Below are 23,714 nucleotides of genomic sequence, written 5' to 3' on the forward strand. Positions count from 1 at the left end.
TGCCTATAATGGCTGCCTTTTTCGCCCAATGATTTTGCGGAGCTGGTGATGGCCGAACGTAAGGCGTCTGTCGAGCGCGACACTCTGGAAACCCAGATCAAAGCCTCGATCAACCTTGATGGCACCGGAAAGGCCCGATTCGATATCGGTGTACCTTTTCTTGAGCACATGCTGGATCAGATCGCCCGTCACGGGTTGATCGACCTGGATATCGAATGCAAGGGCGATCTGCATATCGACGACCACCATACGGTGGAAGACGTCGGTATCACCCTCGGCCAGGCGTTCGCCAAAGCCATCGGCGACAAGAAAGGCATCCGTCGCTACGGCCATGCCTACGTGCCGCTCGATGAAGCGCTGTCGCGCGTGGTGATCGATTTCTCCGGTCGCCCGGGCCTGCAGATGCACGTGCCGTACACCCGCGCCACCGTCGGTGGTTTTGACGTTGACCTGTTCCAGGAGTTTTTCCAGGGCTTCGTCAACCACGCGCTGGTCAGCGTGCACATCGATAACCTGCGCGGCACCAACACTCACCACCAGATCGAAACCGTGTTCAAGGCTTTCGGCCGCGCGCTGCGCATGGCCGTCGAGCTGGACGAGCGCATGGCCGGGCAAATGCCGTCGACCAAAGGCGTTCTGTAATGCAGACGGTTGCAGTTATCGACTACGGCATGGGCAATCTGCACTCGGTGGCCAAAGCGCTCGAGCACGTCGGCGCCGGCAAGGTGCTGATTACCAGCGACGCGAACGTGATTCGAGAAGCCGACCGTGTAGTATTCCCGGGCGTTGGCGCGATTCGCGATTGCATGGCGGAGATCCGTCGCCTCGGCTTCGACTCGCTGGTCCGTGAGGTCAGCCAGGATCGGCCGTTCCTCGGCATCTGCGTCGGCATGCAAGCCTTGCTCGATACCAGCGAAGAGAACGCCGGCGTCGACTGCATCGGCCTGTTTCCGGGCGCGGTGAAATTCTTCGGCAAGGATCTGCACGAAGACGGCGAGCACCTCAAAGTCCCGCACATGGGCTGGAACGAGGTAAAGCAGAAGATCAGTCACCCGCTGTGGCACGACATCCCCGACCTGGCGCGTTTCTATTTCGTGCACAGCTACTACATCGCCGCCGCCAATGCGCGTCAGGTTGTAGGCAGCGGCCATTACGGTGTCGATTTCGCCGCAGCGCTGGCCGACGGTTCGCGTTTCGCCGTGCAGTTCCACCCGGAGAAAAGCCATACCCACGGCTTGCAACTGCTGCAGAACTTCGCTGCGTGGGACGGTCGCTGGTAAATGGCTGTCAAGAAATCCAGACCGCCGATCCTGACCCTCACTCCCGAGCAGGAGAGCGAGGCCAATCGCAAGATCCAGCGGTTCATGGAAGACCGTTTCGAACTGGACCTGGGTTCGTTCGAAGCGGCGGAAATTCTTGAGCTGTTTACCCGCGAGATTGCTCCGCACTATTACAACAGGGCGATTTTCGATGTGCAGACCCACCTCAAGGAACGGTTTGAAAGCATCGAAAGCGACCTGTGGGCGCTCGAGAAAAACTGATTCCCGAGCCAAGCTGAACATTCCAATTTTAAGGTTTGCCAGATGCTGATTATTCCCGCTATCGATCTCAAAGACGGTGCCTGCGTACGTCTGCGCCAGGGCCGCATGGAAGATTCCACGGTGTTCTCCGATGACCCGGTGAGCATGGCTGCCAAGTGGGTGGAGGGCGGTTGCCGCCGTCTGCATCTGGTCGACCTGAACGGCGCGTTCGAAGGCCAGCCGGTCAACGGCGAAGTGGTTACCGCAATCGCCAAGCGTTACCCGACCCTGCCGATCCAGATCGGTGGCGGCATTCGTTCGCTGGAAACCATCGAGCATTACGTCAAGGCAGGCGTGAGCTACGTGATCATCGGCACCAAAGCCGTTAAGGATCCCGCGTTCGTCGCTGAAGCCTGCCGTGCCTTCCCAGGCAAGATCATCGTGGGTCTGGATGCCAAAGACGGTTTCGTTGCCACCGACGGTTGGGCGGAAATCAGCACCGTACAGGTCATCGACCTGGCCAAGCAGTTCGAAGCCGACGGCGTATCCTCGATCGTTTATACCGACATCGCCAAAGACGGCATGATGCAGGGCTGCAACGTACCGTTCACCGCTGCGCTGGCCGCTGCCACCAGGATTCCGGTGATCGCTTCCGGCGGCATCCATAACCTGGGTGACATCAAGTCGCTGCTCGACGCCAAGGCACCGGGCATCATCGGCGCGATTACCGGCCGGGCGATCTATGAGGGCACTCTCGATGTCGCCGAAGCGCAAGCTTTCTGCGATTCGTACCAAGGCTGAGGACTGACCATGGCGTTAGCCAAACGCATCATCCCTTGCCTGGACGTGGACAACGGCCGGGTCGTCAAAGGCGTGAAGTTCGAGAACATCCGCGACGCCGGTGACCCGGTGGAAATTGCCCGTCGCTACGACGAGCAGGGCGCCGACGAGATTACCTTTCTCGACATCACCGCCAGCGTCGATGGCCGTGACACCACGCTGCATACCGTCGAGCGCATGGCCAGCCAGGTATTCATCCCGCTGACCGTCGGCGGTGGTGTGCGTACCGTGCAGGACATCCGCAATCTGCTCAATGCCGGCGCGGACAAGGTGTCGATCAACACCGCCGCCGTGTTCAACCCCGAGTTCGTCGGCGAGGCCGCGCAGCATTTCGGCTCGCAGTGCATCGTCGTTGCCATCGACGCCAAGAAAGTTTCCGGTCCCGGCGAAACCCCGCGCTGGGAAATATTCACCCACGGCGGGCGCAAGCCGACCGGTCTCGACGCAGTCGAGTGGGCGAAGAAAATGGAAGGCCTCGGTGCCGGCGAGATCCTCCTGACCAGCATGGATCAGGACGGCATGAAAAACGGTTTCGACCTCGGCGTGACCCGCGCCATCAGCGACGCGCTGGGCATTCCGGTGATCGCTTCCGGTGGTGTCGGCAATCTGCAGCATCTGGCCGATGGCATTCTCGAAGGTCATGCCAGTGCGGTGCTGGCGGCGAGTATTTTCCACTTCGGCGAATACACCGTGCAGGAAGCCAAGGCCTACATGGCCCATCGCGGTATCGTCATGCGCTAAAGCGTACAGGCCAGTGGACAGCATGGCGCGCCCAAGGCACTCTTGGGCACGCCATGGATTCCGGTAGCCCGACATGATCAAACGCCTGCTTGTTGTTCTCGCCAGCGCCTCGTTGTTGTTCATCAGCAATGCCCGGGCCGAAACCAGTCCCGACACCGATCTGGTGCTGCTCACCGAGAACTTCCCGCCGTACAACATGGCGAAGAACGGCAAGAATTTTGCCCAGGGCGACAACATCAACGGCATTGCCACGGACATCGTTCGCGAGATGTTCCAGCGCGCCGGCCTCACTTACAGCCTGACCCTGCGTTTCCCCTGGGAGCGTGTCTACAAACTCGCCCTGGAGAATCCCGGCTACGGGGCCTTCGTCATGGCGCGCCTGCCCGATCGCGAAAGACTGTTCAAATGGGTCGGCCCAATCGGCCCGGACGACTGGATCCTGCTGGCCAAGGCTGACAGCAAGATCACCCTCGAAACCCTCAATGATGCGCGCAAATACAAGATCGGCGCCTACAAGGGCGATGCGATTGCCGAGACACTCACCAAGCAAGGCCTCAAACCGGTGGTGGTGCTGCGCGATCAGGACAACGCAAAAAAACTGCTCAATGGCCAGATCGATCTGTGGGCCACGGGTGATCCTGCCGGCCGTTATCTGGCGCGGCAGGATGGCGTGACCGGCCTGAAGACCGTGCTGCGCTTCAACAGCGCCGAGTTGTACCTGGCGCTGAACAAGGACGTCTCCGATGAGGTGGTCAACAAGCTACAGACCGCGCTGGATCAGTTGCGCAAGGAAGGCGTGGTCGATGAAGTCATGGCGCGCTATCTGTAACGGCTGACTCGTCGGGCTCTGGCAGGGAGGCGCTGATTTCACCCTCGGTCGCAGGCGCAAGCACAGTCTGATCTTCGACCGCCTCCGGCTCAGTTGCGACGATGATTTCAGGCTCGGTGGGTGCGTACTGGCTGATGTGCAGGCTATTTCCATCGGTGTAGATGAAACCCTCCGTCACTGCCGTGCCGTCCGCGCGCACCAGTCTGTATTCGCTCTGGGCCAGGTAGGCGGCCACTGAGCGGTTTTTGTCCACCACCGCAACCACTTCGATGGTCGCTGTATTGAGCCATTCATTCGAATGCAGTTCGCATTGGGTGAAATCGTGGCCCAGCCGTGCGGAAAACATCAGCGCGCCGTGCTGTCGGGTTTGCCATTGGGCGCCGAATTCGATGGATGTGGTCTGGGTGAAAGTACGCAAGCCGCCAGTACGCTGGGCGCGCTGCGCATTCCACCTGAATATCTGGCTGTCGTTGCCACTGTTGCGTGCGTGACCGACGAGGATGTAGCGATCCTTGCGTTCAAGCAGATAGAAGGGCGAGTGACGCCATTGCTCAGCGGCGGTGTAACGCGGATCGTTGACCGTGAACCAGGGGAGGCTGGCGGTGTAAGTCGCATCGTCCGTTGGCTCTACAGGTGTTGGCGTCTCGCCGCAGAGCACCGGTGGCGATGGGCGTGTAGACATCTGCAGGCCGATCTGCAAGCGCAAGCAGTAGACCGGGAAACTGGCCGGTCGGGTGTAGTCACTCAAGCTGAAAAAACTGCCCGATGCCAAATAGACTTCGCCCGGCAAAGCGGCTGGAGGAACGGCGCTCCAGGTGCTGAGGCGCTGTCGGGCCTTGCTGCCCTTGTCGTCCCAGATCAGATCGGTGGTATTCGACGCGATCACCAAGTCTTCGCGAACGCACCGCACCGCGTTGAGCGACGGTTTTTCATGATCGTTCGAGCACACCGACCCCAGCGCTACGTAGCCTGCGGGAGCTAGCGGTCGCCAGATCGACAGATCTCTTTTCGAGCCTGATCCGGAGTCCTTCCAGACCAGCTCGTAATCATCGGGACGTCGCAGTGCCCTGCCTTTGGTGGGGTCAGTGCTGGCAATGTCTGCCTCACAAACAACCGCGACCACGCGTTCACCGTTGATGTTGCCAACGCCTCTGGTGACGAAGTCGCCCAAGGGGAAATAACCGGGCAGCGCGTCGGGAGCCGGGGTCGGGCGCCAGAACGACGCGGGTCTGGCCGACAAACCGTTGGTATCCCAGATGCGCAGAAATTCTGTTGTGAAATTGATCAGCAGGTTATCGATGCGGATCGGTTCAGTCCGCCCAACGGGCGGGATAATCGGGGCGTTGTTTGTCATGGGCACTCCTGATAGTTGCAAGCGACTCAAAGGAGCCGCGACCTGTTGCAGGTCTCACTATCCGGAAGGGGGAGGGGCGTTCGGTGGTAACTATGTATTGCAACGTGACCGGGTGTTACCGGTAAACGCCATCCTTGCCATGGCCAGCCATGGCGCGGTTGCTGCGCACGCTGATCATCTGCCTGATATCGATCCAGTCGATGCCCTGCGCTTTGAGCTTGGGTAATTCGCGCTCGAGCACCGCCAGGGTCTGCGGATACGGATGGCCGATCATCACCGCTGAACCCTGTTTGTGCGCCAGGGCGATCGCGGTCTGCAACTGAGTGGTAATGGCCGCTTCGGTGCGCTCATCATCAAGAAACACATCACGGGAAACGCTGGCCAGGTCGATCTTCTGCGCCTGCTGCGCAGCGACCGTTTGAGCGCTGGTGCGGCTGTCGACGAAGAACTTGTGCCGACGCTGCAATTCGCCCATCAACCACGCCATCGCCACAGGCTGCGCGGTCATGCGGCTGCCCATGTGATTGTTGATGCCGGCAGTGAACGGGACTTTTTCAAACGCGGCATTCAGGCGTTTCTGCAGCTCTTCAATGGGCAGTTCGGGGTGCCAGGCGTACGGCCCGGTGGCCGGGTCCATGGGCATGTGCAGGATGACGATCTTGCCGGCGCGATGGGCTTCGCGGGCAAATTCGGTGGCGTGGGGGGTATCGGGCATGATCGCCGCCGTGACCGGGCCGGGCAGGGCGAGCACGCGACGATCCCGGGGCAGGTTCTGCCCCAGGTCATCGATGATCAGTGTCAGGTAGGCCTTGTGCGGCGAGGAACTGGCGGGCTCTGCTTGGGCAAGACCCGCCAGACAGCACAACAGAACGCAGAGGGAACGCAGCAACATCCTCAGCGGCCGGACGTGATGCTCAGGCCTTTGAGCAGGCTCAGGGCCTGGGCCAACTGGTAATCGTCATCCTGCGGCATCGCTTTCGCCTTGCCGCCGGAACCGCTCGGTTTGTCGGCGCCGCCGTTGCCGTTGCCCAGGTGACCTTGCAGATCAGCTTCCTTGAAGTACTCGCTGTCGGCTTCGTTGGTGATCTTCGCGCGGCGCACTTCGATGTCCGGCACGATGCCCTGAGCCTGGATCGAGCGGCCGTTCGGCGTGAAATACAGCGCGGTGGTGATCTTCAGCGCGCGGTCGTTGTTCAGCGGCAGCACGGTCTGCACCGAGCCCTTGCCGAAACTGGTGGTGCCCATGACCACGGCACGTTTCTGGTCCTGCAGGGCGCCGGCGACGATCTCCGAAGCCGAGGCACTGCCACCGTTGATCAGCACGACCATCGGTACCGCTTCGCTCTCGTCCTTGCCGGTGGCGGAGAAGCGCAACTCGGAGTTGGCAATGCGGCCCTTGGTGTAGACGATCAGGCCCTTGGTGATGAAATGGTCGACCACTTCAACCGCCGATTGCAGCACGCCGCCCGGGTTGTTGCGCAGGTCGAGGATGATGCCGTTGAGCTTCTTGCCGTTGTCCTTGCGCAGTTTGGCCAGAGCCTTGGAGACTTCTTCGCCGGTCTTGACCTGGAACTGGGTGATGCGGATGTAGCCGTAGCCCGATTCCAGCAGCTGCGCCTTGACGCTCTTGACCTGAATCACTGCACGGGCCAGTGTCACGTCGAACGGCGTGCCGCCATCGCGAACCAGGGTCAGGGTGATTTTCTGGCCGATCTTGCCGCGCATCTTGTCGACGGCTTCGGTCATGGTCTGGCCACGGGTTGGCTGGCCGTTGATCTTGACGATGAAGTCACCCGCCTGGATGCCCGCCTTCGACGCTGGCGTGTCATCAATCGGCGAGACAACCTTGATGAAGCCGTCTTCGGCGCCGACTTCGATGCCCAGGCCGCCGAACTCACCGCTGGTGCTTTCCTGCAGCTCGGTGAAATCTTCAGGGCCAAGGTACGCCGAGTGCGGATCAAGGTTGCTGAGCATGCCCTTGATCGCGTTTTCCAGCAGGGTCTTGTCGTCCACAGGCTCGACGTACGCGGCTTTGATCCGGTCCATGACCTCGGCGAAGGTGCGCAGCTCTTCCAGTGGCAACGGCGCCTTGGCGGTCGCGGCAGTGCCTGCCGGAGCGACGGTCGGGGCCGGTTGCGCGGCGAACGCCAGAGGCGCGCCGATCACCAGGGCGATCGTCAGGGCCAGCGAGGTAAGGCGGGACAAATGCAGCATGTCGAACGAACTCCTGAATTAGGTGGTGCGCTTATCCTTGCGCACGGCACCATTGCGCCGGATCACTCGGGTGACCCTGCTGACGAATTGCGAAATACAGCGCTGGCGTGTCCTGACCGCCACTGTTACCGACAGTGGAAATCGACTCGCCCGCCTTGACCACATCACCCGCCGACTTGAGCAGCGTCTGGTTGTGGCCGTAAAGACTCAGAAAACCGTTGCCGTGATCAAGAATCACCAGCAAACCGGCACCGCGCAGCCAATCGGCGAACACCACGCGCCCGCCATGTACGGCATGCACCTGACTGCCGGCGGAGGCGCTGATCATCACGCCATCCCACTTGGTGCGGGCGTCGTCGCCACGGCTTTCACCGAAGCGTGCGAGTAATCGACCATCAACCGGCCACGGAAGTTTTCCCCGCGTTGCAGCAAAAGGCCCGCCAAACGTTTCGCCGCTGCTCGATACCAGCGCGCCGGGGCTTGATCTGGCGGGTTTTCGTGGGGCGTCGCTGTTTTCAGCCTGCGCCTCACGCAAACGCTTTTTTTCCGCTTCCTGCTGGGCGATCAGCGCTTTCTGCCGCGCCTCTTCTGCCTCACGAGCCTGTCGGGCCAGGGTTTCTTCAATGGTTTTAAGGACTTTAGACAGGTCTGCCTGATCCTGCTCGCGGGCGGCGAGTTTCTGATCGCGGGCCTTGACGTCGTCATTGAGTCTGGCGAGAACCTGCTGGCGCTCCTTGCGGACTTTCTCGAGTGCTTCGCGCTGCGTGTCGAGGTCGCTTTTCTGCACCAGCAACTGCGCTTGCTGCAGACCGATGTCTTTTTCGACATTGGCCAGTTGGCGCAGGGTTTCGTTGAAGTTCTTCAACTGCTCCAGGCGTGCCTGGCTCAGGTAGTCGTAATAGGTGAGGGTGCGGGCGAATTTCTCGGGATTCTGCTGGTTGAGCAGCAGCTTGAGGTATTCCTGGCGGCCGTTCTGGTACGCCGCTCGGGCCTGAATGGCGATCAGTCGCTGCTGTTCAGTGCGCGCGCTCTGGAGTTTTTTTTTCTCTGCATCGAGCCTCTGCAGCTCGGATTCGCTCTTCTGCAGTTCTTTCTGCAGCGCGTCGACCTGCTTCTGCAGCTTGCCCATCTCGGTTTCAGTGCCCTTGAGCTCTTTCTGCACGCCGGACTTTTCTTCCTGCAGCTTGCCCAAGAGTTTTTTCAGCTCGGCGATATCCTGACGCGTGGCGTCCAACTGCTGTTGGGTTTGCGCGCGCTCGTCGGCGAAGGCCGGCTGGAGCAGACAGGTCAGAGCAAGGGCGATCAGGACGCGAAGCATAGGGGCGGGCGGCACCAGGGTAAGGGACGGCCTAGTATGCCCGCCCGAGGCTGCAAAAAAAACGCCCAATTGGGGCTGTGTGATAACTGGCTGGAGATACAGCTGAAAATAATCTTCGAAACCAGCACAAACCACTGTGGGAGCTGGCTTGCCAGCGATGGCGGCTGCACATTCAACATAAATGCTGGCTGTCAGCTTGCTATCGCTGGCAAGCCAGCTCCCACAGGGTTTTTGCGGTGTTTTCCGGATTCGGCTCAGACCAGAATCGAGGTACCGGTCATCTCCGCCGGTTTTTCCAGACCCAGCAGCATCAGCATGGTCGGCGCTACGTCCGCCAGCACGCCGCCTTCGCGCACTTTCAGGTCGCGTTTGCCGACGTAGATGAACGGCACCGGCTCGGTGGTGTGCGCGGTGTGCGCCTGGTGGGTTTCTTCATCGGCCATTTTTTCGACGTTGCCGTGGTCGGCAGTGATCAAAGCTTCGCCGCCGACTTTTTCCAGCGCTTCAACGATGCGACCGACGCAGGTGTCGAGGCACTCGACCGCCTTGACCGCTGCATCGAACACACCGCTGTGGCCGACCATGTCGCCGTTGGCGTAGTTGACCACGATCACGTCGTAGCGCTGGTTTTCGATGGCGTCGACGATACGGTCGGTGACTTCCGGCGCGCTCATTTCCGGCTGCAAGTCGTAGGTGGCGACTTTCGGCGACGGGATCAGGATGCGCTCTTCGCCCGGGAACGGTTCTTCACGACCGCCGGAGAAGAAGAAGGTCACGTGAGCGTACTTCTCGGTTTCAGCGATGCGCAGCTGGGTCTTGCCGTTTTTTGCCAGGTAATCACCAAGAACGTTTTCCAGGCTGCCGGCGGCGAAGGCCGACGGTGCCGGAATACTTGCGGCGTACTGGGTAAGCATGACGAAACCGGCCAGTTTCGGCTGACGGGCGCGCGCGAATTCCTTGAAATCGTCTTCGACGAACACCCGGGTCAGCTCGCGGGCGCGGTCGGCACGGAAGTTCATGAACACCACGGCGTCGCCGTCTTCAACTTTCACCGGCTCACCGATGGAAGTGGCTTTGACGAATTCGTCGCTTTCGCCACGGGCGTAGGCGGCTTCGAGACCTTCCTGAGCGGTGGCGGCGTTGAATTCGCCGTTGCCGTCGACGATCAGGTTGTAGGCCTGGGCGACGCGATCCCAACGGTTGTCACGGTCCATGGCGAAATAGCGGCCGATGATGCTGGCGATCCGGCCTTTGCCCAATGCCTGGAACGTCGCGTCGAGCAGTTCGATCGACGAGGCAGCGCTTTTCGGCGGCGTGTCGCGGCCATCGAGGAAGGCGTGCAGATAGATTTTTTCGGCGCCGCGCTTGAAGGCCAGCTCGGCCATGGCGATCAGGTGATCCTGATGGCTGTGCACGCCGCCATCGGACAGCAGGCCCATGAAGTGCACGGCTTTGCCGGCGGCCACGGCTTTATCCACAGCGGCGCAGATGGTCGGATTGTCGAAGAATTCGCCGTCGCGGATCGCTTTGGTCACACGGGTGAAGTCCTGATACACCACGCGCCCTGCGCCGAGGTTCATGTGGCCGACTTCGGAGTTGCCCATCTGGCCGTCCGGCAGACCGACGTCCATGCCGCTGCCCGAGATCAAGCCGTTCGGCACGGTGGCCCACAGACGATCCAGCACAGGTTTCTTCGCCGCGAACACGGCATTGGATTCGGGGCTGTCGCTGTGACCGAAGCCGTCGAGAATCATCAGGACCAAAGGTTTGGGCGTAGTCGTCATGGAATCCACTCGTGGCTGATAAAGAAGAGGGCGATGGAAAACGGAGTTGGAGTTTAAAGCGAAGTTCCGACCGCGTCACCGCCGGACGGGGTTTGGCCGACCATAGTGGCTGTGTATACTGGCCGACATTTTAACGCCCTGGAACCTCCTTCGATGGTTGCTCACCTGATTGAATTTGCCACTAACCACTACATTCTTGTCGGTATCTTCGTCGTACTTCTGGCTCTGTTGCTGGCGCATACGATGCAGGGCGGCGGCAAGAGCCTGAGCACCGGCGAACTGACCGCACTGGTCAATAAAGACGCAGGCGTGGTGGTGGACATCCGTCCGGCCAAGGATTATGCCGCTGGCCACATCGTCGGCGCGGTGAACATCCCGCAAGACAAACTGGCTGCCCGCGTCGGCGAGCTGGAAAAACACAAGGCCAAGACCATCATTCTGGTCGACGCCCTCGGTCAGACCGCCGGCACCCACGCCCGCGAACTGATGAAGTCCGGCTTCACCGCCGCCAAGCTGTCCGGCGGGATTTCCAGCTGGAAAGGCGACAACCTGCCGCTGGTGAAATGACATGAGCGAAGTCATCGTCTATTCCAGCGATTACTGCCCTTACTGCTCGCGCGCCAAGCATCTGCTCGCCAGCAAAGGCGTGGCCTTCGAAGAGATCAAGGTCGATGGCAAGCCGCAGCTGCGTGCCGAAATGACCAAAAAGGCCGGGCGCACGTCCGTGCCGCAGATCTGGATCGGCGCAAAGCACATCGGCGGTTGCGATGATTTATACGCCCTGGAGCGCGCCGGCAAACTCGACGCGCTGCTCAAGGGCTGAACGGCTGCACCCACGTACAGCACTCCCTAAAAGACCCAAGATCGATAAGGATCTGAGATGACTGACCAACAGAACACTGCAGCCAGCGAAGAAGAAACCGCACCGCAATTCTCCTTGCAGCGCATCTACGTACGCGACCTGTCCTTCGAAGCCCCGAAAAGCCCGGCGATCTTCCGCCAGCAGTGGGATCCGGCGGTCGGTCTGGATCTGAACACCCGCCAGAAAGCGCTGGAAGGCGATTTCTACGAAGTGGTGCTGACCCTTTCCGTTACCGTGAAAAACGGCGAAGAAGTGGCCTTCATCGCTGAAGTGCAACAGGCCGGTATCTTCCTGATCAAGAATCTGGACGCGGCTTCGATGAGCCACACCCTCGGTGCATTCTGCCCGAACATCCTGTTCCCGTACGCCCGCGAAACCCTGGACAGCCTGGTCACCCGCGGTTCGTTCCCGGCGCTGATGCTGGCCCCGGTGAACTTCGACGCCCTGTACGCGCAAGAGCTGCAGCGCATGCAGGAAAGCGGCGAGACCCCGACCGTTCAGTAAGACGGTTCAGTAATACCCATGTGGGAGCGAGCCTGCTCGCGAAAGCGGTCTGTCAGACACATCAATGTTGACTGACACTCCGTAATCGCGAGCAGGCTCGCTCCCACATTTGCTTGCGGCGTTACTTGAAGTCGTTCTGCCGCCACGCTTCGTATACGGCGACCGCCACGGTGTTGGACAGGTTCAGGCTGCGGCAGCCTTCGCGCATCGGCAGGCGCAGGCGCTGTTCGGCGGGCAGGGCGTCGAGCACGTCCGCTGGCAGGCCACGGCTTTCCGGGCCGAACAGAAACGCATCGCCGGGCACGAACGCGGCATCATGGAACGGCCGCGAGCCCTTGGTGGTGAAAGCGAACACGCGCGGGTTACCCAGACTTTCCAGACAGCTGGCCAGGTCAGCGTGACGCTGCAACGTGGCATATTCGTGGTAGTCGAGACCGGCACGGCGCAGGCGCTTGTCGTCCATCTCGAAACCCAGTGGTTCGATCAAATGCAGGTGGCAGCCACTGTTGGCGCACAGCCTGATAACGTTGCCGGTGTTCGGCGGAATTTCTGGTTGAAAAAGGATGACGTGAAACATGCACGGCTCCGAAGGTAAAGATGAGCGGCATTCTACGCCGCCTGTGGACAACCGTTCGAAACTATTCCCGCGAGTCATCGGCTCGCTGGCGATTGTCGGCTTGATGATCGGCTTGATGATCGGCCGTCTGACCACGCCCGATCCAAGCGTGCTGGAGCGTGTCGAGGTCACCGATGGCGGCCTGGTGGTGTGGTTCAACAACGAGCCGAAACTGCACGGCGAGATTATCGATGGCACCGTCGCGCTGCTGTTTCAGGCCGAAGGTCGACCGCAGAAGGGCCAGCTCAGGCTCAACGGCAAGGACGTCAACTGGCGCACGCGCAAAAGCGATGGAGGGTTATTGCTGACGGTGCTGGCAGCGCGCCCGTTGCAGGGCGACTGGGTTGGCAGCGAGGTCGATGATCGTTGGCGGCTGGAGATCCGCTTGAGCGAGCCCTAGGGGCAAGTCCTCATCACTGGGGCGCGCTCCGACACTGTTTGAGGTCGTTTCCCACTGCGGCCGTCTCCCTTTCCCATCTCCGTCCGATGCTCGTCCACGCTATCGTTTGCCCCTTCAAACGGCAGGATGCCGAAACCCGTCGTCCCCTTGCTTGACTGCATGGGGCGTCTTTTTCAAGGATGAAAACATGCCAGTAAAACCCCCTCGCGGTGGCGGTACCCACGTGGACGTTCCGGGCAGCCCGCATCGGGCTGCGGACGCCGACATTTCGCTCCACGGCCACCCGGGTCGCACAGGCGTCGATGTGAATTTTGCTCAGCACCATTTGCTGCCGCGCGCCGAATCATCCAGTGATGCGACCCTGGGTGCCATACCTCCTGCCGCGGCCGTTGTGGTGCGCGCACTCGCAGAAGGTATTCGCCCTCCCACCACCCAGCCTTCGCTGGACAATTACGTCACCAACGCCCGAGCGATACTTCCACAGGTCAACAGTGAGGGTTTGCGGGTGATCAGTCGGCGAACCTACGCAGACCTGGTCAACGGCGACCTGGTGCCTGTCGCAGTGGATCCTGCGACGGGTCTGTATCGAGCCCGGCGGCCAAGCGAGTTGCTCCCATCCGGCCCGGTGATGCTGCGCGATGTGGACAGCGGACTTTGGTATGCGCGTGAAGTCGCGGAGCCCACCACCCGGGAGCAGATCCGCAAGTACCTGCCCGACACGACCGACGAGGACGCGGACGCCTTCATCGCCCGGTTCGATGACAAGGACGGGGCAGAGCTTGAGCTCAAGCATATCCAGCTTGGGCTGGCGCAATTGGACTCGACGCGTTTTGACCTGCCGATCAGTCGAGGTCGCATTTCATCGGACAAGGAGTTACATGAGGCGCGGAATATATGGGCGACGTTTCGCCAGCTGTATAGATGGCAAGGCCAGCCCGAACAGCGCGTCTACCGTGACGGGCGGCATGTGGGCTTCAAGCTGGAAATCGATCTGACGATATGGCCAGTTCAAAAACCGCTTTCCTTGAAATTCAGCTCAGTGGTTTCTCTGACTTTAAGAGGCCGTGGCCGGCTGGACCCGGACGTGTTTTGCGCACAGTTTCCCAATCTTGAAAGTCTGACCATTACCAGTCAGGCAATCGAAGTGGAAGGGCGGTTTCAAGGCTGGAACGTGATCGAACGGGCTTATTCGAAATTCAGGCTGGATTCGCGCTTTGCCGAGCAATTGAAAAGATTCCCGCGTTTGCAAAGGCTGCACCTGCAGGACTGTGAACTAACGTCTGACTTTTCCGTACGAGGCCTTGCCAGGCTAAACGAGCTATGGCTTTGCAACACCTTCGAGGTCCCGGTGAACAGCCTGGACATGCAGATGCGGCGTCAGGAGCAAGTCACCTTTTTGCAAGTGGCAGCTGATATCAGAGGGATGACTGAACTGCGGGTGCTGGATCTGAGCCGCACCGGAATACACCTGCTGCCTTCCGGACTTGAGGCCATCGACGTGGCGTCGAAGCTGGAAGTGTTAAAACTGGGGGGCAATCCGCTTTCGACCAGCCCCTCACTCGAACACATGACCGCACTGCAGGAGCTGGATCTTTCCAATACACGATTGCAAAGATTTCCCGAGGGCATTACCGACAGGATTCCCGCAAGAGAACTGAATCTTGCGGACAATCACATCAGGTCGATCCCCGAATCCGTGGAGCTCAGAGCGGGCTTCAATCTCATCGGCAATCCGATAATGGACCCGGCCTCTTTACGGCGGTTGATACGAGCACGTGTAGAGACAGGCACCGATATCTGGCTTGGGCAGGAAAGCAGCGATGTAACTGCCGATCTCTGGCTACGCAATGTGCCACAGGAACAGATAGCGGAAAAACAAGCGCTGTGGGACAGGCATAACGCCGCAATGCCACTGGCAGTGACCGGCATTCTTCGTCGACTGAGTCGAACGCCCGAGTTTCACGTGGAGCGCCCGCTTCTGCAGCGGCGCGTGTGGTGGTTTCTGGAAATGTATGACAGCGCCGAAGTCAACGAGCGGGCCAGGCTCGACGCCATTCTTTATACGGAAACGAGTCCCGGGAGAATGCTGGACAGGCTGGAGAATGAAATCCGCAACTATGACGGAGGGCGACAGAGTCAGCCGCTGCACCCTTTGCCCAAGCGGCCCAGGTTCGAGTAACTCGCAGGAGTACGCAGTGCCGATGCAAAAGCGGCAGACCTCGACCCGTCTGTAACAGCAATGCCACCCCCCCCCATCGTCTCTGGGATAAATGCCAGGGACGACTTTCAAGGATGAAAACATGCCAGTAAAACCACCCCGCAGTGGCAGCACCCGCGTGGACACGGATGTTCACCCGGCCATGACCCGACGTCTGGACAAGGATTTCGCACTGGTGCGCACTCCCGATCTCAATGGCACCGCCCCCTGGGTTCGTGGCGATGATCCGAAGCTGCGGGGCAGCTTGCCGGGCGATGTTGTCGGCGCGGACAGGACCTTGCCGACGCCGATGGTCGAGGTTCGCCCTGCGCCGCACACCAATCCAAGTCCTCCCGTCATCGCCAGGTCGCTGGACAGTTACGCAATGCGATCACCGGCCGGACTGCCGGCAGCTGACGGTGACGGCTTCAGGCTGTACAAAAAACGTCAGTATGTGGATGTGTCTGGCGGCGGCATCGTTCTGGTAGGGGTGGATCCGGACAGCGGATTTTATCGCGCTCGACTCCCCAGCGAGTTGCTGCCCACCGGTCCATGGATGTTGCGGGATAGCCGCAGCGGCCTCTGGCATCCGCACAACGACTTCAACGCACGCACCGATCCTCTGACCGCTGCGGGTTTGCAGGGATTTCGCAGCGGGCTGGATCTCAGCGGCGTCGCCCCCGGCAGCGACGGCGTGGTACGTCACGCTGGCAAGCTCTACGTGGTCATTGATCAACAGGCGTATCAGGTTTTGCAGGATCTTGCTGCGTCTCGCCCGGAATACAAGGTCTGGCGTCTGGTTGATCCCAGTCATCCCGGCGCCACCGACAGCGCAAACATTTATCGCGCCAGCCTCGGCGGTGAGACGCTGGCCATTACCCGGAACGAGCGCAATACCTGGGTTTCCATCCTTCCTGGTTTACGCGGGGGCATGCAGCGCAATGAGGCTGCAGGTGCCAATCCGTTCAACTTTCATCGCCCCTGGCTCACTGACTCCGGCCCTTCACGGGGGCAAGCGGCGGTTGCAGACGCGACCACGCGGGCGCAGGTAAAACGCTATTTCGCCGACTCCACCGATCAGCATGCCGATGATTTCATTGCCCGATTTGCTGAGGCAGGTGCGGCTGAGGTGGAGCTAAAACGGCTACAGCTTGAGTTTCCTCAACTCAACCGTGAGGTCACTGCGTGGGAGACTGCCTACAGGGGTGACAGCAGTGCCGAGCGCATTCGGCGACTGGCAATAGGTGCCAGCGTGCGTCGATTGTTCAAGTGGCAGGGCGACAGTTCGGAAAAAGTCTACCGGGATGGCCGGCTGATCGGCTTCAGGTTGAAACTGGATTTGGGCGCGCGGGGGAATTTCGCCCTTCCGGTTTTTTCGACTCGACTCGGATCTGTTGTGTCTCTTGGCCTGGAGGGACGCACCTCTAAGAATCTGGGAGATCTGTTGTCGATGTTCCCGCGCATGGACACCTTGCAAACACGCAGAATCGACGGCCAGAACTTGCTTGCCCAACTCGACAAGCTCCCACAGTTGAGAGTCCTGGAAATTCGTGAAAGCAGTCTGTTGCTGTCGTCGACAGGCCTCGACCACTTCGCCACATTGACCGGGCTGGAAGAGTTGAGCCTGATCAATTGTGGTATCTGGCCCGATCTTTCAGTGCGAGGGATGACCGGGTTACGGGTATTGCGCGCACGTTCCTGTGGCTTGCTCCGTCTGCCTTTCGGATTGGATGAGGTGGCCGTGGCGTCACGGTTGCAGGTGCTTGATCTGTACCACAATCCCGAACTGCGACATCCGCCTGATGTGACCCTGATGTCCGAATTGCGAGTATTGGATCTGTCCCATACCCGCATATCCGCGCCGCCACCCGGGCTTGGCATGCAGAGCGGTCCTTCGCAACTCCAGGTCTTGAATTTATCCAGCACCCCACTCGCCGCGGTGCCGTCGCTCAGCGCAATGTCGGCGTTGCTGGACGTTGACCTGAGCCATACCGCGATAAAAACTTTCCCGGACGGCGTGAACTCCGAGGTTCCCCGAGCACGTCTGGATCTGAGTTATACCCGGATCGAATCAATCCCCGAAGCTGTTGAACTCAGGGAGGGTTTCAACCTTACCGGCACGTTGATTTCCGATCCTGTCTACTTTCGGCGATTGATTGCTGCACGTCGGCAAACAGGAACGGACATCTGGTTGGGACGAGCTTCGAGCCATCTGGTCATAGACCACTGGATGCACAATGTTCCACAGGCGCAACGCGCCGCCCGGATTTCCCTCTGGGACTCGTTAATCGATCAGACGAATGTTGCCATGATGGGCAAAATCAGAGAGCTGGTCCGCACGCCTGAGTTTCAGGTTGAGCGGCCGCTTCTGCAGCGTCGGGTCTGGGCGTTTCTGGAACATTTCCAAAAGGCGAGTCTTGGTGAGCAAGACGCTTTGCGGGACATCGCGATAACGGAGTCCAGTCCCGGAAAAATGCTGGAAAGGCTCGAAGAGGAAATGACGAAGTTCGACTCAACCTGGCAGCACCAGCCCCCGCATCATTTGCCCAAGCGGCCGCGGCTTGCATAGGGGGGTGCAAACCGCAGGCGGCACGATGCCGGCATCATCACCCCTGCACAAAAGCGCAGGCTGATGACGTTCGGCCTGCCCTGCCATTCCCACATTTGCTAGCGTCATTTCCCACCGGAGCCGTCTGTTTTTCCGCTGCGCGTCAACGTTAACGCAGGCTATCGTTGGTCTTCCCAGCTAACCGGCAGGATGCCGCCCCCCCCGCCTGAGCATGAATGGCGGGGCGACTTTTCAAGGATGAAAAAACATGTCAGTAAAACCACCTCGCGGGGGCAGCACCCATGTTGATACGGATGTCCACACCTTCCCGAAGCGAAGCTCGGACAAGGATTTCACAGCGGCGGATATGCCCGTCCGCGATGGCACGGTCCCCTGGGCTGGTCTCGATGATCTGAAGTCGCTTAGCACCAAACCTGGCGACGACGCAGGCCCGAATACGATCCTGCCGGCGCCGGTGGTCGAGGTTCGCCCGGCACCGGAGGTTGCTGCCATTTCTCCTGTGATACACCGGTCGCTGGAGACTTACCGGATAACATCAACCACCGAATTGCCTGACGCTGATGGCGAAGGCTTCAGGCTGTACAAAAATCGCCGTTATGTTGACGTCCCTGGCAGTGGCCTCGTTCTCGTCGCAGCTGATCCGGATACGGGATGGTATCGCGCTCGACATCCCGGCGAGTTGTACCCTTCCGGCCCATGGATGTTGCGCGATAGCGAAAGCGGCATCTGGCATCCGCACAGCGACTTCAGCACCCGCACCAACCCCCTGACCGCCCAAAGCCTGGATGGCTTTCATGCCGGGCTGGATGTCAGTGGCGCACAATCGGGCAGCGACGGCGTGATACGTCACGATGGCAAACTCTATGTGGTCATCCATGAGCAGGCGTATCAGGTGATGCAGGATCTGGATGCCTCCCGCCCGGAATACAGGGTTTGGCGCCTGGTCAAACCCAACGATCCCGTCGCTGCCGACAGCGTGAACATTTACCGCGCCAGCCTGGGCGGTGAAACCCTGGCGATCACCCGCAGCGAGCAGAACACCTGGGTTTGCATCCTCACAGGTTTGCGCGGTGGGATGGATGGCGCTGCTCAAGTACCTGCCAACCCGTTCAACTTTCACCGCCCCTGGCTCACCGGCGCAGGTCCCTCCGGGGGACAGCCGCCGGTTCTGGTTGCGACCACACGGGCACTGGTCAGACGCTATTTTGCTGATGCGACGGATCAACATGCCGATGATTTCATCGCAAGGTATGGGGAAGCGGGTGTGGCAGAAGTCGAACTCAAGCGGCTTGAGCTGGAGTTTCCTCGATTGAACCGTGAGATCACTGCCTGGGAGACGGGTTACAAAGGCCAGGACATTGCCGAACGCAGGCGCCGGCTGGCAATAGGGGCCAACGTGCGTCGGTTGTTCAAATGGCAGGGAGAGCATTCGGAAAAAGTCTACCGCGACGGGCGGCTGGTCGGTTTCAAGCTGGAGCTCGACTTGGGAAGTCGGCGCAATCTGGCGCTACCGGGTTGTTCCGTTCCGCTCAGATCCGTCGTATCTCTAGGCCTGGAAGGAAGTCCTTCGAAAAGTCTGGGAAAATTGTTCTCGATGCTTTCCCACATTGAAACCCTCGAAATCCGCAGATTCAATGGCAAGTGTCATGAACTGTTGGCCGAAATCGATAAACTCCCGGCGTTGAAAGTCCTGACGATGCAGGAAGCCAGACTATGGCTCCCGTCGGACGGCCTTGAGCATTTCACGCGATTGACCCGTTTGCGGGAGTTGAGCCTGACGCACTGCAGTATCTGGCCGCTTTTTTCAGTGCGTGGCATGAGCGAGTTGCGGGTCTTGCGCGCACGTTCCTGTGGTTTGAGTCGTCCCCCTGTCGGGCTGGATCAATGGCCCGTGGCGTCACGGTTGGAGGTGCTTGACCTGTACCATAATCCCGATTTGACAGAAGCACCTGATGTGACTCGCATGTCCGGATTGCGAGAGTTGAATCTGGCCAATACGTTCATAACCTCGCCGCCGCCCGGGCTTGGTTTGCAGAACGGTCCGTCGCGGCTGGAGATATTGAATTTGTCGGAAAGTCGGCTGGCTGTGGCGCCCTCACTGCGGGGAATGACGGCGTTGCGGGAAGTCGATCTCCACCGAACTCGTATAAGAGAATTCCCGGACGGCGTGACATCCGATATTCCCAGGACACGTTTGAATCTGGCCTATACCGCGATCAGAGCCATTCCCGAAACCATTGAGCTGAGAAAAGGGTTTGACCTGACTGGCAGTCCGATTGCCGACCCCGCTTCTCTTCGACGATTGATAGCTGCACGTCGGCAGACGGGTACCGATCTGTGGCTGGGGAGAATCGAGGCTGATTTGGCGGACAGTCCATGGCTGCACCATGTCCCCCAAACGCAACGCGCTGAAAAGTCTGCCCTGTGGGATTCATTTGTCCTTCAAGCGAACCCCGCAATGATCAAACAACTCAGAAATCTGGTGCGTACGCCGGAATTTCAGGTTGAGCGTCTGCTTTTGCAGCGCCGGTTCTGGTCGTTTATTGAAAGCTTCCAAAAGGCCAGCGTAGGTGAGCAAGAAAGTTTGCTGAACATTGCGTCTACTGAACCCAGCCCGGGGAAAATGCTGGACAGGCTGGAGGAGGAAGTAAGGAGGTTTGACCCGACATGGCAAAACCAGCCCCCACATCATGTGCCCGAGCGCCCCAGGTTCGAATAAGGGCGGGACGCATTGCGGTGTAAAAGCGGGAATCCCTGACCTGCCTGTATCAGGGTTCCCAAAAGCATGGGCTTCGCTTGCAGCGTCAGCCCGGTGTAAAGAGGGAACCCCCGGCCTGCCTGTACCAAGGATCCCAAAACGGTGGGCTCGCTGCTTTGCGCTGTGAGCCCGGTGTAAAGAGGGGAATCCCCGGCCTGCCTGTACCAAGGTCCCCGAAACGGGTGGTGAATCGAATCACCTGAGATAGATATTGCAGGCGGCGTGCCAGGTTTTGATTTGCTGTAACAAAAAATGCTTCGAAAACGCGAAAGCCCCGGAATACGGGGCTTTCGCTTATTTCAAGTCTGGGTTTTTCGGCACTGCGGAACTGGGCGATGAGAATCGGGCTCTGCGCGATCACGGGTCATCGTGCATTGATGCGGTGCACGGTGGCCCTCACCCTGACCCTCCCCCAAGGGAGAGGGGACTGACCGAGTTGCCCGGTCAAGTTACGCCGACCTGAGATACCGAGCCGAACCCAGGCCTCGAAACCACCCGAGATTGCTCCCTTCCCCCGGGAGAGGGCTGGGGTGAGGGGGATCGATCCTGAGTACACGGCAACCCTTAAGCGTTAACCCTCTTCCCCCTCATCATCATCCCCACCATCAACCTTCATCCCCAGTTCCTTGATCTTGCGCGTCAGGGTGTTCCGCCCCCAACCCAACAGCACTGCCGCATCACGCCGACGTCCTGCGGTGTGCTTCAGTGCCGTCTCGATCATGATCCGCTCGAACGCCGGCACTGCGCTGTCGAGCAGGCTCGACTGGCCACGGGCCAGGGCCTGATCGGCCCATTGGCGCAGGGCCTGTTCCCAGTTGGTCACTGGCGCCGAATCCTGCGGCAGGTTGAGCAGTTCCGGCGGCAGGTCACTGATGTGCACTTCGCGACCAGAGGCCATGACGGTGATCCAGCGGCAGGTGTTCTCCAGTTGACGCACGTTGCCTGGCCAAGGCAGGTTTTTCAGGTATTCCTCGGTCTCGCTTTTCAGCAGCTTGGGCTCCACCGCCAGTTCCTGCGCGGCGCGGCTGAGGAAGTGCCGGGCCAGGGTTGGAATATCTTCGCGACGATCCGACAGGCGCGGGATGTGGATGCGGATCACGTTCAGGCGGTGGAACAAGTCCTCACGGAATTTGCCGGCGTGGACAAGTGTTTCGAGATTCTGGTGGGTCGCGGCGATGATGCGTACATCCACCTTGACCGGTACATGGCCGCCGACGCGGTAGAACTCGCCATCGGCCAGCACGCGCAACAGACGCGTCTGGGTGTCCGCCGGCATGTCGCCGATTTCATCGAGAAACAGCGTGCCGCCGTCCGCCTGTTCAAAACGACCGCGACGCAAATTCGCCGCGCCGGTGAACGCGCCTTTCTCGTGGCCGAACAGCTCGGATTCCATCAGATCCTTGGGGATCGCCGCCATGTTCAGGGCAATGAACGGCGAGGCCGCGCGTGGGCTGTGGCGGTGCAGGGCGTGGGCCACCAGTTCTTTACCGGTACCGGATTCGCCGTTGATCAGCACGGTGATGTTGGAGTGGCTCAGGCGCCCGATGGCGCGAAACACTTCCTGCATCGCCGGCGCTTCGCCGATGATTTCCGGGGTGCGGGTCAGCGCCGGCACAACCTCCAGGCCTTGCTGTTCCTGCGCATGCTGGTTGGCGCGTTTGACCAGCGATACCGCCTCATCGACGTCGAATGGCTTGGGCAGGTACTCGAAAGCACCGCCCTGATAGGAGGCGACAGCGCTGTCCAGATCGGAGTGAGCGGTCATGATGATGACCGGCAGCCGTGGGTGCTGTTCGCGAATCCGCGCCAGCAGATCCAGGCCACTGGCGCCCGGCATGCGGATATCGGAAATGATCACGTCCGGCTGCTGCCGGGCGAGACGACTCATCACGCCATCGGCGCTGTCGAAGCTCTGGGTGGTCATGCCTTCCTGCTGCAAGGCTTTTTCCAGGACCCAACGGATAGAACGGTCGTCATCGACGATCCACACGGTTTCACTACGGCTCATGTCGATGTGGCTCCTTGTTCCAGTGGCAGGAAGATCGAGAAGGTGGTGTGGCCTGGATGGCTCTCACACTCGATCAGGCCCTGGTGCTGACTGATGATGTTCTGGGTAATGGCCAGACCCAGCCCGGTACCGTCCGGGCGGCCGCTGACCATGGGAAAGAAAATGGTTTCCTGCAGTTCCGCCGGAATGCCGGGACCGTTGTCGATGATCTCGATCTTGGTCACCAGACGATGGCGGATGTGGCCGATGGTGAACTGGCGCATGGCGCGGGTGCGCAGGCTGATGCGGCCCAGGCGCAGCTCGTTCTGGCTGCTGATCGCCTGCATCGCGTTGCGCACGATGTTCAACACCGCCTGAATCATTTGCTCGCGGTCGATCAATACGTCGGGAATGCTCGGGTCGTAATCACGCACCAGGGTGATGCAGCCCTGGCTTTCGGCTTCGACCAGATGGCAGACGCGTTCGAGCACTTCGTGGACGTTGCACATGGCCAGCGACGGCAGTTTGTTCGAGCCGAGCATGCGATCGACCAGATTGCGCAGGCGGTCGGCCTCTTCGATGATCACATTGGTGTAATCGCGCAGGCTTTCCTCCGGAAGCTCGCGGGCGAGCAATTGCGCTGCGCCACGGATGCCGCCAAGAGGGTTCTTGATCTCGTGGGCGAGGCCGCGCACCAGCATCTTGCTGGTTTCCTGCTTGGACAGCTGCGCCTCTTCCTTGGTGATGCGCAACAGGCGATCACGCGGGTGCACTTCAAGCAAAAGCAAAGTCTCGCCGTTGCTGAGGATTGGCGTGACCGCGTAATCCACGGTCAGCGTCTGGCCGGTGAGGGCGGTGAGCATCGCTTCACGCTTGGTGAAAGGGTGCGCCTGCTCCACGGCCTGACGCAGGGAATTGAGCGCCTCGGGGGATTCGGTGAACAGCTCGCTGATGAACTGGCCGTGGCTGCGCTGACCGCTGACGGCCAACAGCATCTCCGCCGCCGGGTTCATGTACTCCAGGCGCAGTTCGGCGTCGAGCAGGATGGTCGCCGTGGTCAGGTTGTCGAGCAGCAAACGGTGAATAGCGTCGCTTATGGTCATCTGGACCCCTTTTGGAGCAAGGCGTGCGCGAGAACAAAGCGCTGATGTCGGGAAAATGCAAAAACCAAACCAAGGCTCCGAAAAGAAGCGTTTAAGCCCTGAAACAGGCGTTTGACGC

21 protein-coding genes are annotated in these 23,714 nt (G+C 60.1%); 13 read left to right on the forward strand and 8 right to left on the reverse strand.

The features are described 5' to 3' along the window. Positions 1-48 precede the first annotated feature (48 nt). From hisB to ASG55_RS13070, 6 genes are all read left to right on the forward strand, one after another. Entirely contained in the window at positions 49-642 is a 594-nt protein-coding gene (gene hisB, locus ASG55_RS13045) for an imidazoleglycerol-phosphate dehydratase HisB (protein ID WP_016772125.1), read from the forward strand. Further along, a complete protein-coding gene (hisH, locus tag ASG55_RS13050) occupies positions 642-1,280 on the forward strand; it encodes an imidazole glycerol phosphate synthase subunit HisH (RefSeq protein ID WP_056787225.1) in 639 nt (212 codons plus the stop codon). Before hisB ends, hisH begins: the two co-directional genes overlap by 1 nt. Then, positions 1,281-1,541 (forward strand): DUF2164 domain-containing protein, encoded by a 261-nt coding sequence (locus tag ASG55_RS13055; protein ID WP_056787227.1) that lies wholly within the window; start codon positions 1,281-1,283, stop codon positions 1,539-1,541. 42 nt (positions 1,542-1,583) lie between these two features. Beyond that, a complete protein-coding gene (gene hisA, locus ASG55_RS13060; protein ID WP_056787231.1) occupies positions 1,584-2,321 on the forward strand; it encodes a 1-(5-phosphoribosyl)-5-[(5-phosphoribosylamino)methylideneamino]imidazole-4-carboxamide isomerase in 738 nt (245 codons plus the stop codon). A 9-nt stretch (positions 2,322-2,330) separates the two neighbouring features. Next, on the forward strand, positions 2,331-3,101 hold the full coding sequence (hisF, locus tag ASG55_RS13065) for an imidazole glycerol phosphate synthase subunit HisF (protein WP_007897430.1): 771 nt from the start codon (positions 2,331-2,333) through the stop codon (positions 3,099-3,101). 73 nt (positions 3,102-3,174) lie between these two features. After that, a complete protein-coding gene (locus ASG55_RS13070; protein ID WP_056787234.1) occupies positions 3,175-3,930 on the forward strand; it encodes a substrate-binding periplasmic protein in 756 nt (251 codons plus the stop codon). Here the strand turns inward: ASG55_RS13070 and ASG55_RS13075 are convergent. The 5 genes from ASG55_RS13075 to gpmI form a co-directional block, all read right to left on the reverse strand. Continuing rightward, positions 3,911-5,284 (reverse strand): Vps62-related protein, encoded by a 1,374-nt coding sequence (locus tag ASG55_RS13075; RefSeq protein ID WP_082530295.1) that lies wholly within the window; start codon positions 5,282-5,284, stop codon positions 3,911-3,913. The genes ASG55_RS13070 and ASG55_RS13075 overlap by 20 nt on opposite strands. Positions 5,285-5,399: 115 nt before the next feature. Beyond that, entirely contained in the window at positions 5,400-6,176 is a 777-nt protein-coding gene (locus ASG55_RS13080) for a divergent polysaccharide deacetylase family protein (RefSeq protein ID WP_056787236.1), read from the reverse strand. 2 nt (positions 6,177-6,178) lie between these two features. Continuing rightward, positions 6,179-7,498: a S41 family peptidase gene (locus tag ASG55_RS13085; RefSeq protein ID WP_039756590.1), complete on the reverse strand. Its 1,320-nt coding sequence runs from the start codon at positions 7,496-7,498 to the stop codon at positions 6,179-6,181. A gap of 31 nt (positions 7,499-7,529) precedes the next feature. After that, complete coding sequence (locus ASG55_RS13090; RefSeq protein ID WP_056787238.1) at positions 7,530-8,816, reverse strand: murein hydrolase activator EnvC family protein; 1,287 nt, start codon at positions 8,814-8,816, stop codon at positions 7,530-7,532. 254 nt (positions 8,817-9,070) lie between these two features. Next, the gene (gene gpmI, locus ASG55_RS13095) at positions 9,071-10,600 is read right to left on the reverse strand and encodes a 2,3-bisphosphoglycerate-independent phosphoglycerate mutase (protein ID WP_056787240.1); all 1,530 of its coding nucleotides are present in this window, start codon (positions 10,598-10,600) and stop codon (positions 9,071-9,073) included. 153 nt (positions 10,601-10,753) lie between these two features. On the opposite strand from gpmI, the gene ASG55_RS13100 reads away from it, so the two are divergent. The 3 genes from ASG55_RS13100 to secB are packed head-to-tail and all read left to right on the forward strand — an operon-like array spanning position 10,754 to position 11,966. Next, positions 10,754-11,167, forward strand: a complete 414-nt coding sequence (locus tag ASG55_RS13100; protein ID WP_016772116.1) for a rhodanese-like domain-containing protein — start codon at positions 10,754-10,756, stop codon at positions 11,165-11,167. A gap of 1 nt (position 11,168) precedes the next feature. Next, positions 11,169-11,423 carry a glutaredoxin 3 gene (gene grxC, locus ASG55_RS13105; protein WP_016772115.1) on the forward strand — a complete coding sequence of 85 codons (255 nt, stop codon included), beginning with the start codon at positions 11,169-11,171 and terminating at the stop codon, positions 11,421-11,423. A 57-nt stretch (positions 11,424-11,480) separates the two neighbouring features. Further along, positions 11,481-11,966: a protein-export chaperone SecB gene (secB, locus tag ASG55_RS13110; RefSeq protein ID WP_016772114.1), complete on the forward strand. Its 486-nt coding sequence runs from the start codon at positions 11,481-11,483 to the stop codon at positions 11,964-11,966. A gap of 121 nt (positions 11,967-12,087) precedes the next feature. On the opposite strand, the gene ASG55_RS13115 is transcribed toward secB, so the two are convergent. After that, the gene (locus ASG55_RS13115) at positions 12,088-12,543 is read right to left on the reverse strand and encodes a tRNA (cytidine(34)-2'-O)-methyltransferase (protein ID WP_016772113.1); all 456 of its coding nucleotides are present in this window, start codon (positions 12,541-12,543) and stop codon (positions 12,088-12,090) included. On the opposite strand from ASG55_RS13115, the gene ASG55_RS13120 reads away from it, so the two are divergent. The 4 genes from ASG55_RS13120 (at position 12,542) to ASG55_RS13135 (ending at position 20,467) form a co-directional block, all read left to right on the forward strand. Beyond that, on the forward strand, positions 12,542-12,982 hold the full coding sequence (locus ASG55_RS13120) for a hypothetical protein (RefSeq protein WP_056787242.1): 441 nt from the start codon (positions 12,542-12,544) through the stop codon (positions 12,980-12,982). The two genes, ASG55_RS13115 and ASG55_RS13120, sit on opposite strands and share 2 nt — an antisense overlap. 187 nt (positions 12,983-13,169) lie before the next feature. Further along, positions 13,170-15,161 (forward strand): leucine-rich repeat domain-containing protein, encoded by a 1,992-nt coding sequence (locus tag ASG55_RS13125; protein ID WP_236708180.1) that lies wholly within the window; start codon positions 13,170-13,172, stop codon positions 15,159-15,161. Between the two features lie 121 nt (positions 15,162-15,282). Further along, entirely contained in the window at positions 15,283-17,748 is a 2,466-nt protein-coding gene (locus ASG55_RS13130; RefSeq protein ID WP_056787245.1) for a leucine-rich repeat domain-containing protein, read from the forward strand. A gap of 247 nt (positions 17,749-17,995) precedes the next feature. Beyond that, positions 17,996-20,467: a leucine-rich repeat domain-containing protein gene (locus tag ASG55_RS13135; RefSeq protein ID WP_056787247.1), complete on the forward strand. Its 2,472-nt coding sequence runs from the start codon at positions 17,996-17,998 to the stop codon at positions 20,465-20,467. Positions 20,468-21,077: 610 nt separating this feature from the next. Here the strand turns inward: ASG55_RS13135 and ntrC are convergent. Beyond that, on the reverse strand, positions 21,078-22,514 hold the full coding sequence (gene ntrC / locus ASG55_RS13140) for a nitrogen regulation protein NR(I) (RefSeq protein ID WP_016772108.1): 1,437 nt from the start codon (positions 22,512-22,514) through the stop codon (positions 21,078-21,080). Next, entirely contained in the window at positions 22,511-23,596 is a 1,086-nt protein-coding gene (gene glnL, locus ASG55_RS13145; RefSeq protein ID WP_024011230.1) for a nitrogen regulation protein NR(II), read from the reverse strand. The genes ntrC and glnL overlap by 4 nt, the downstream gene beginning before the upstream one ends. Between the last annotated feature and the right edge of the window lie 118 nt (positions 23,597-23,714).

This window comes from Pseudomonas sp. Leaf434, from assembly GCF_001425545.1.
Lineage (GTDB): Bacteria > Pseudomonadota > Gammaproteobacteria > Pseudomonadales > Pseudomonadaceae > Aquipseudomonas > Aquipseudomonas siliginis.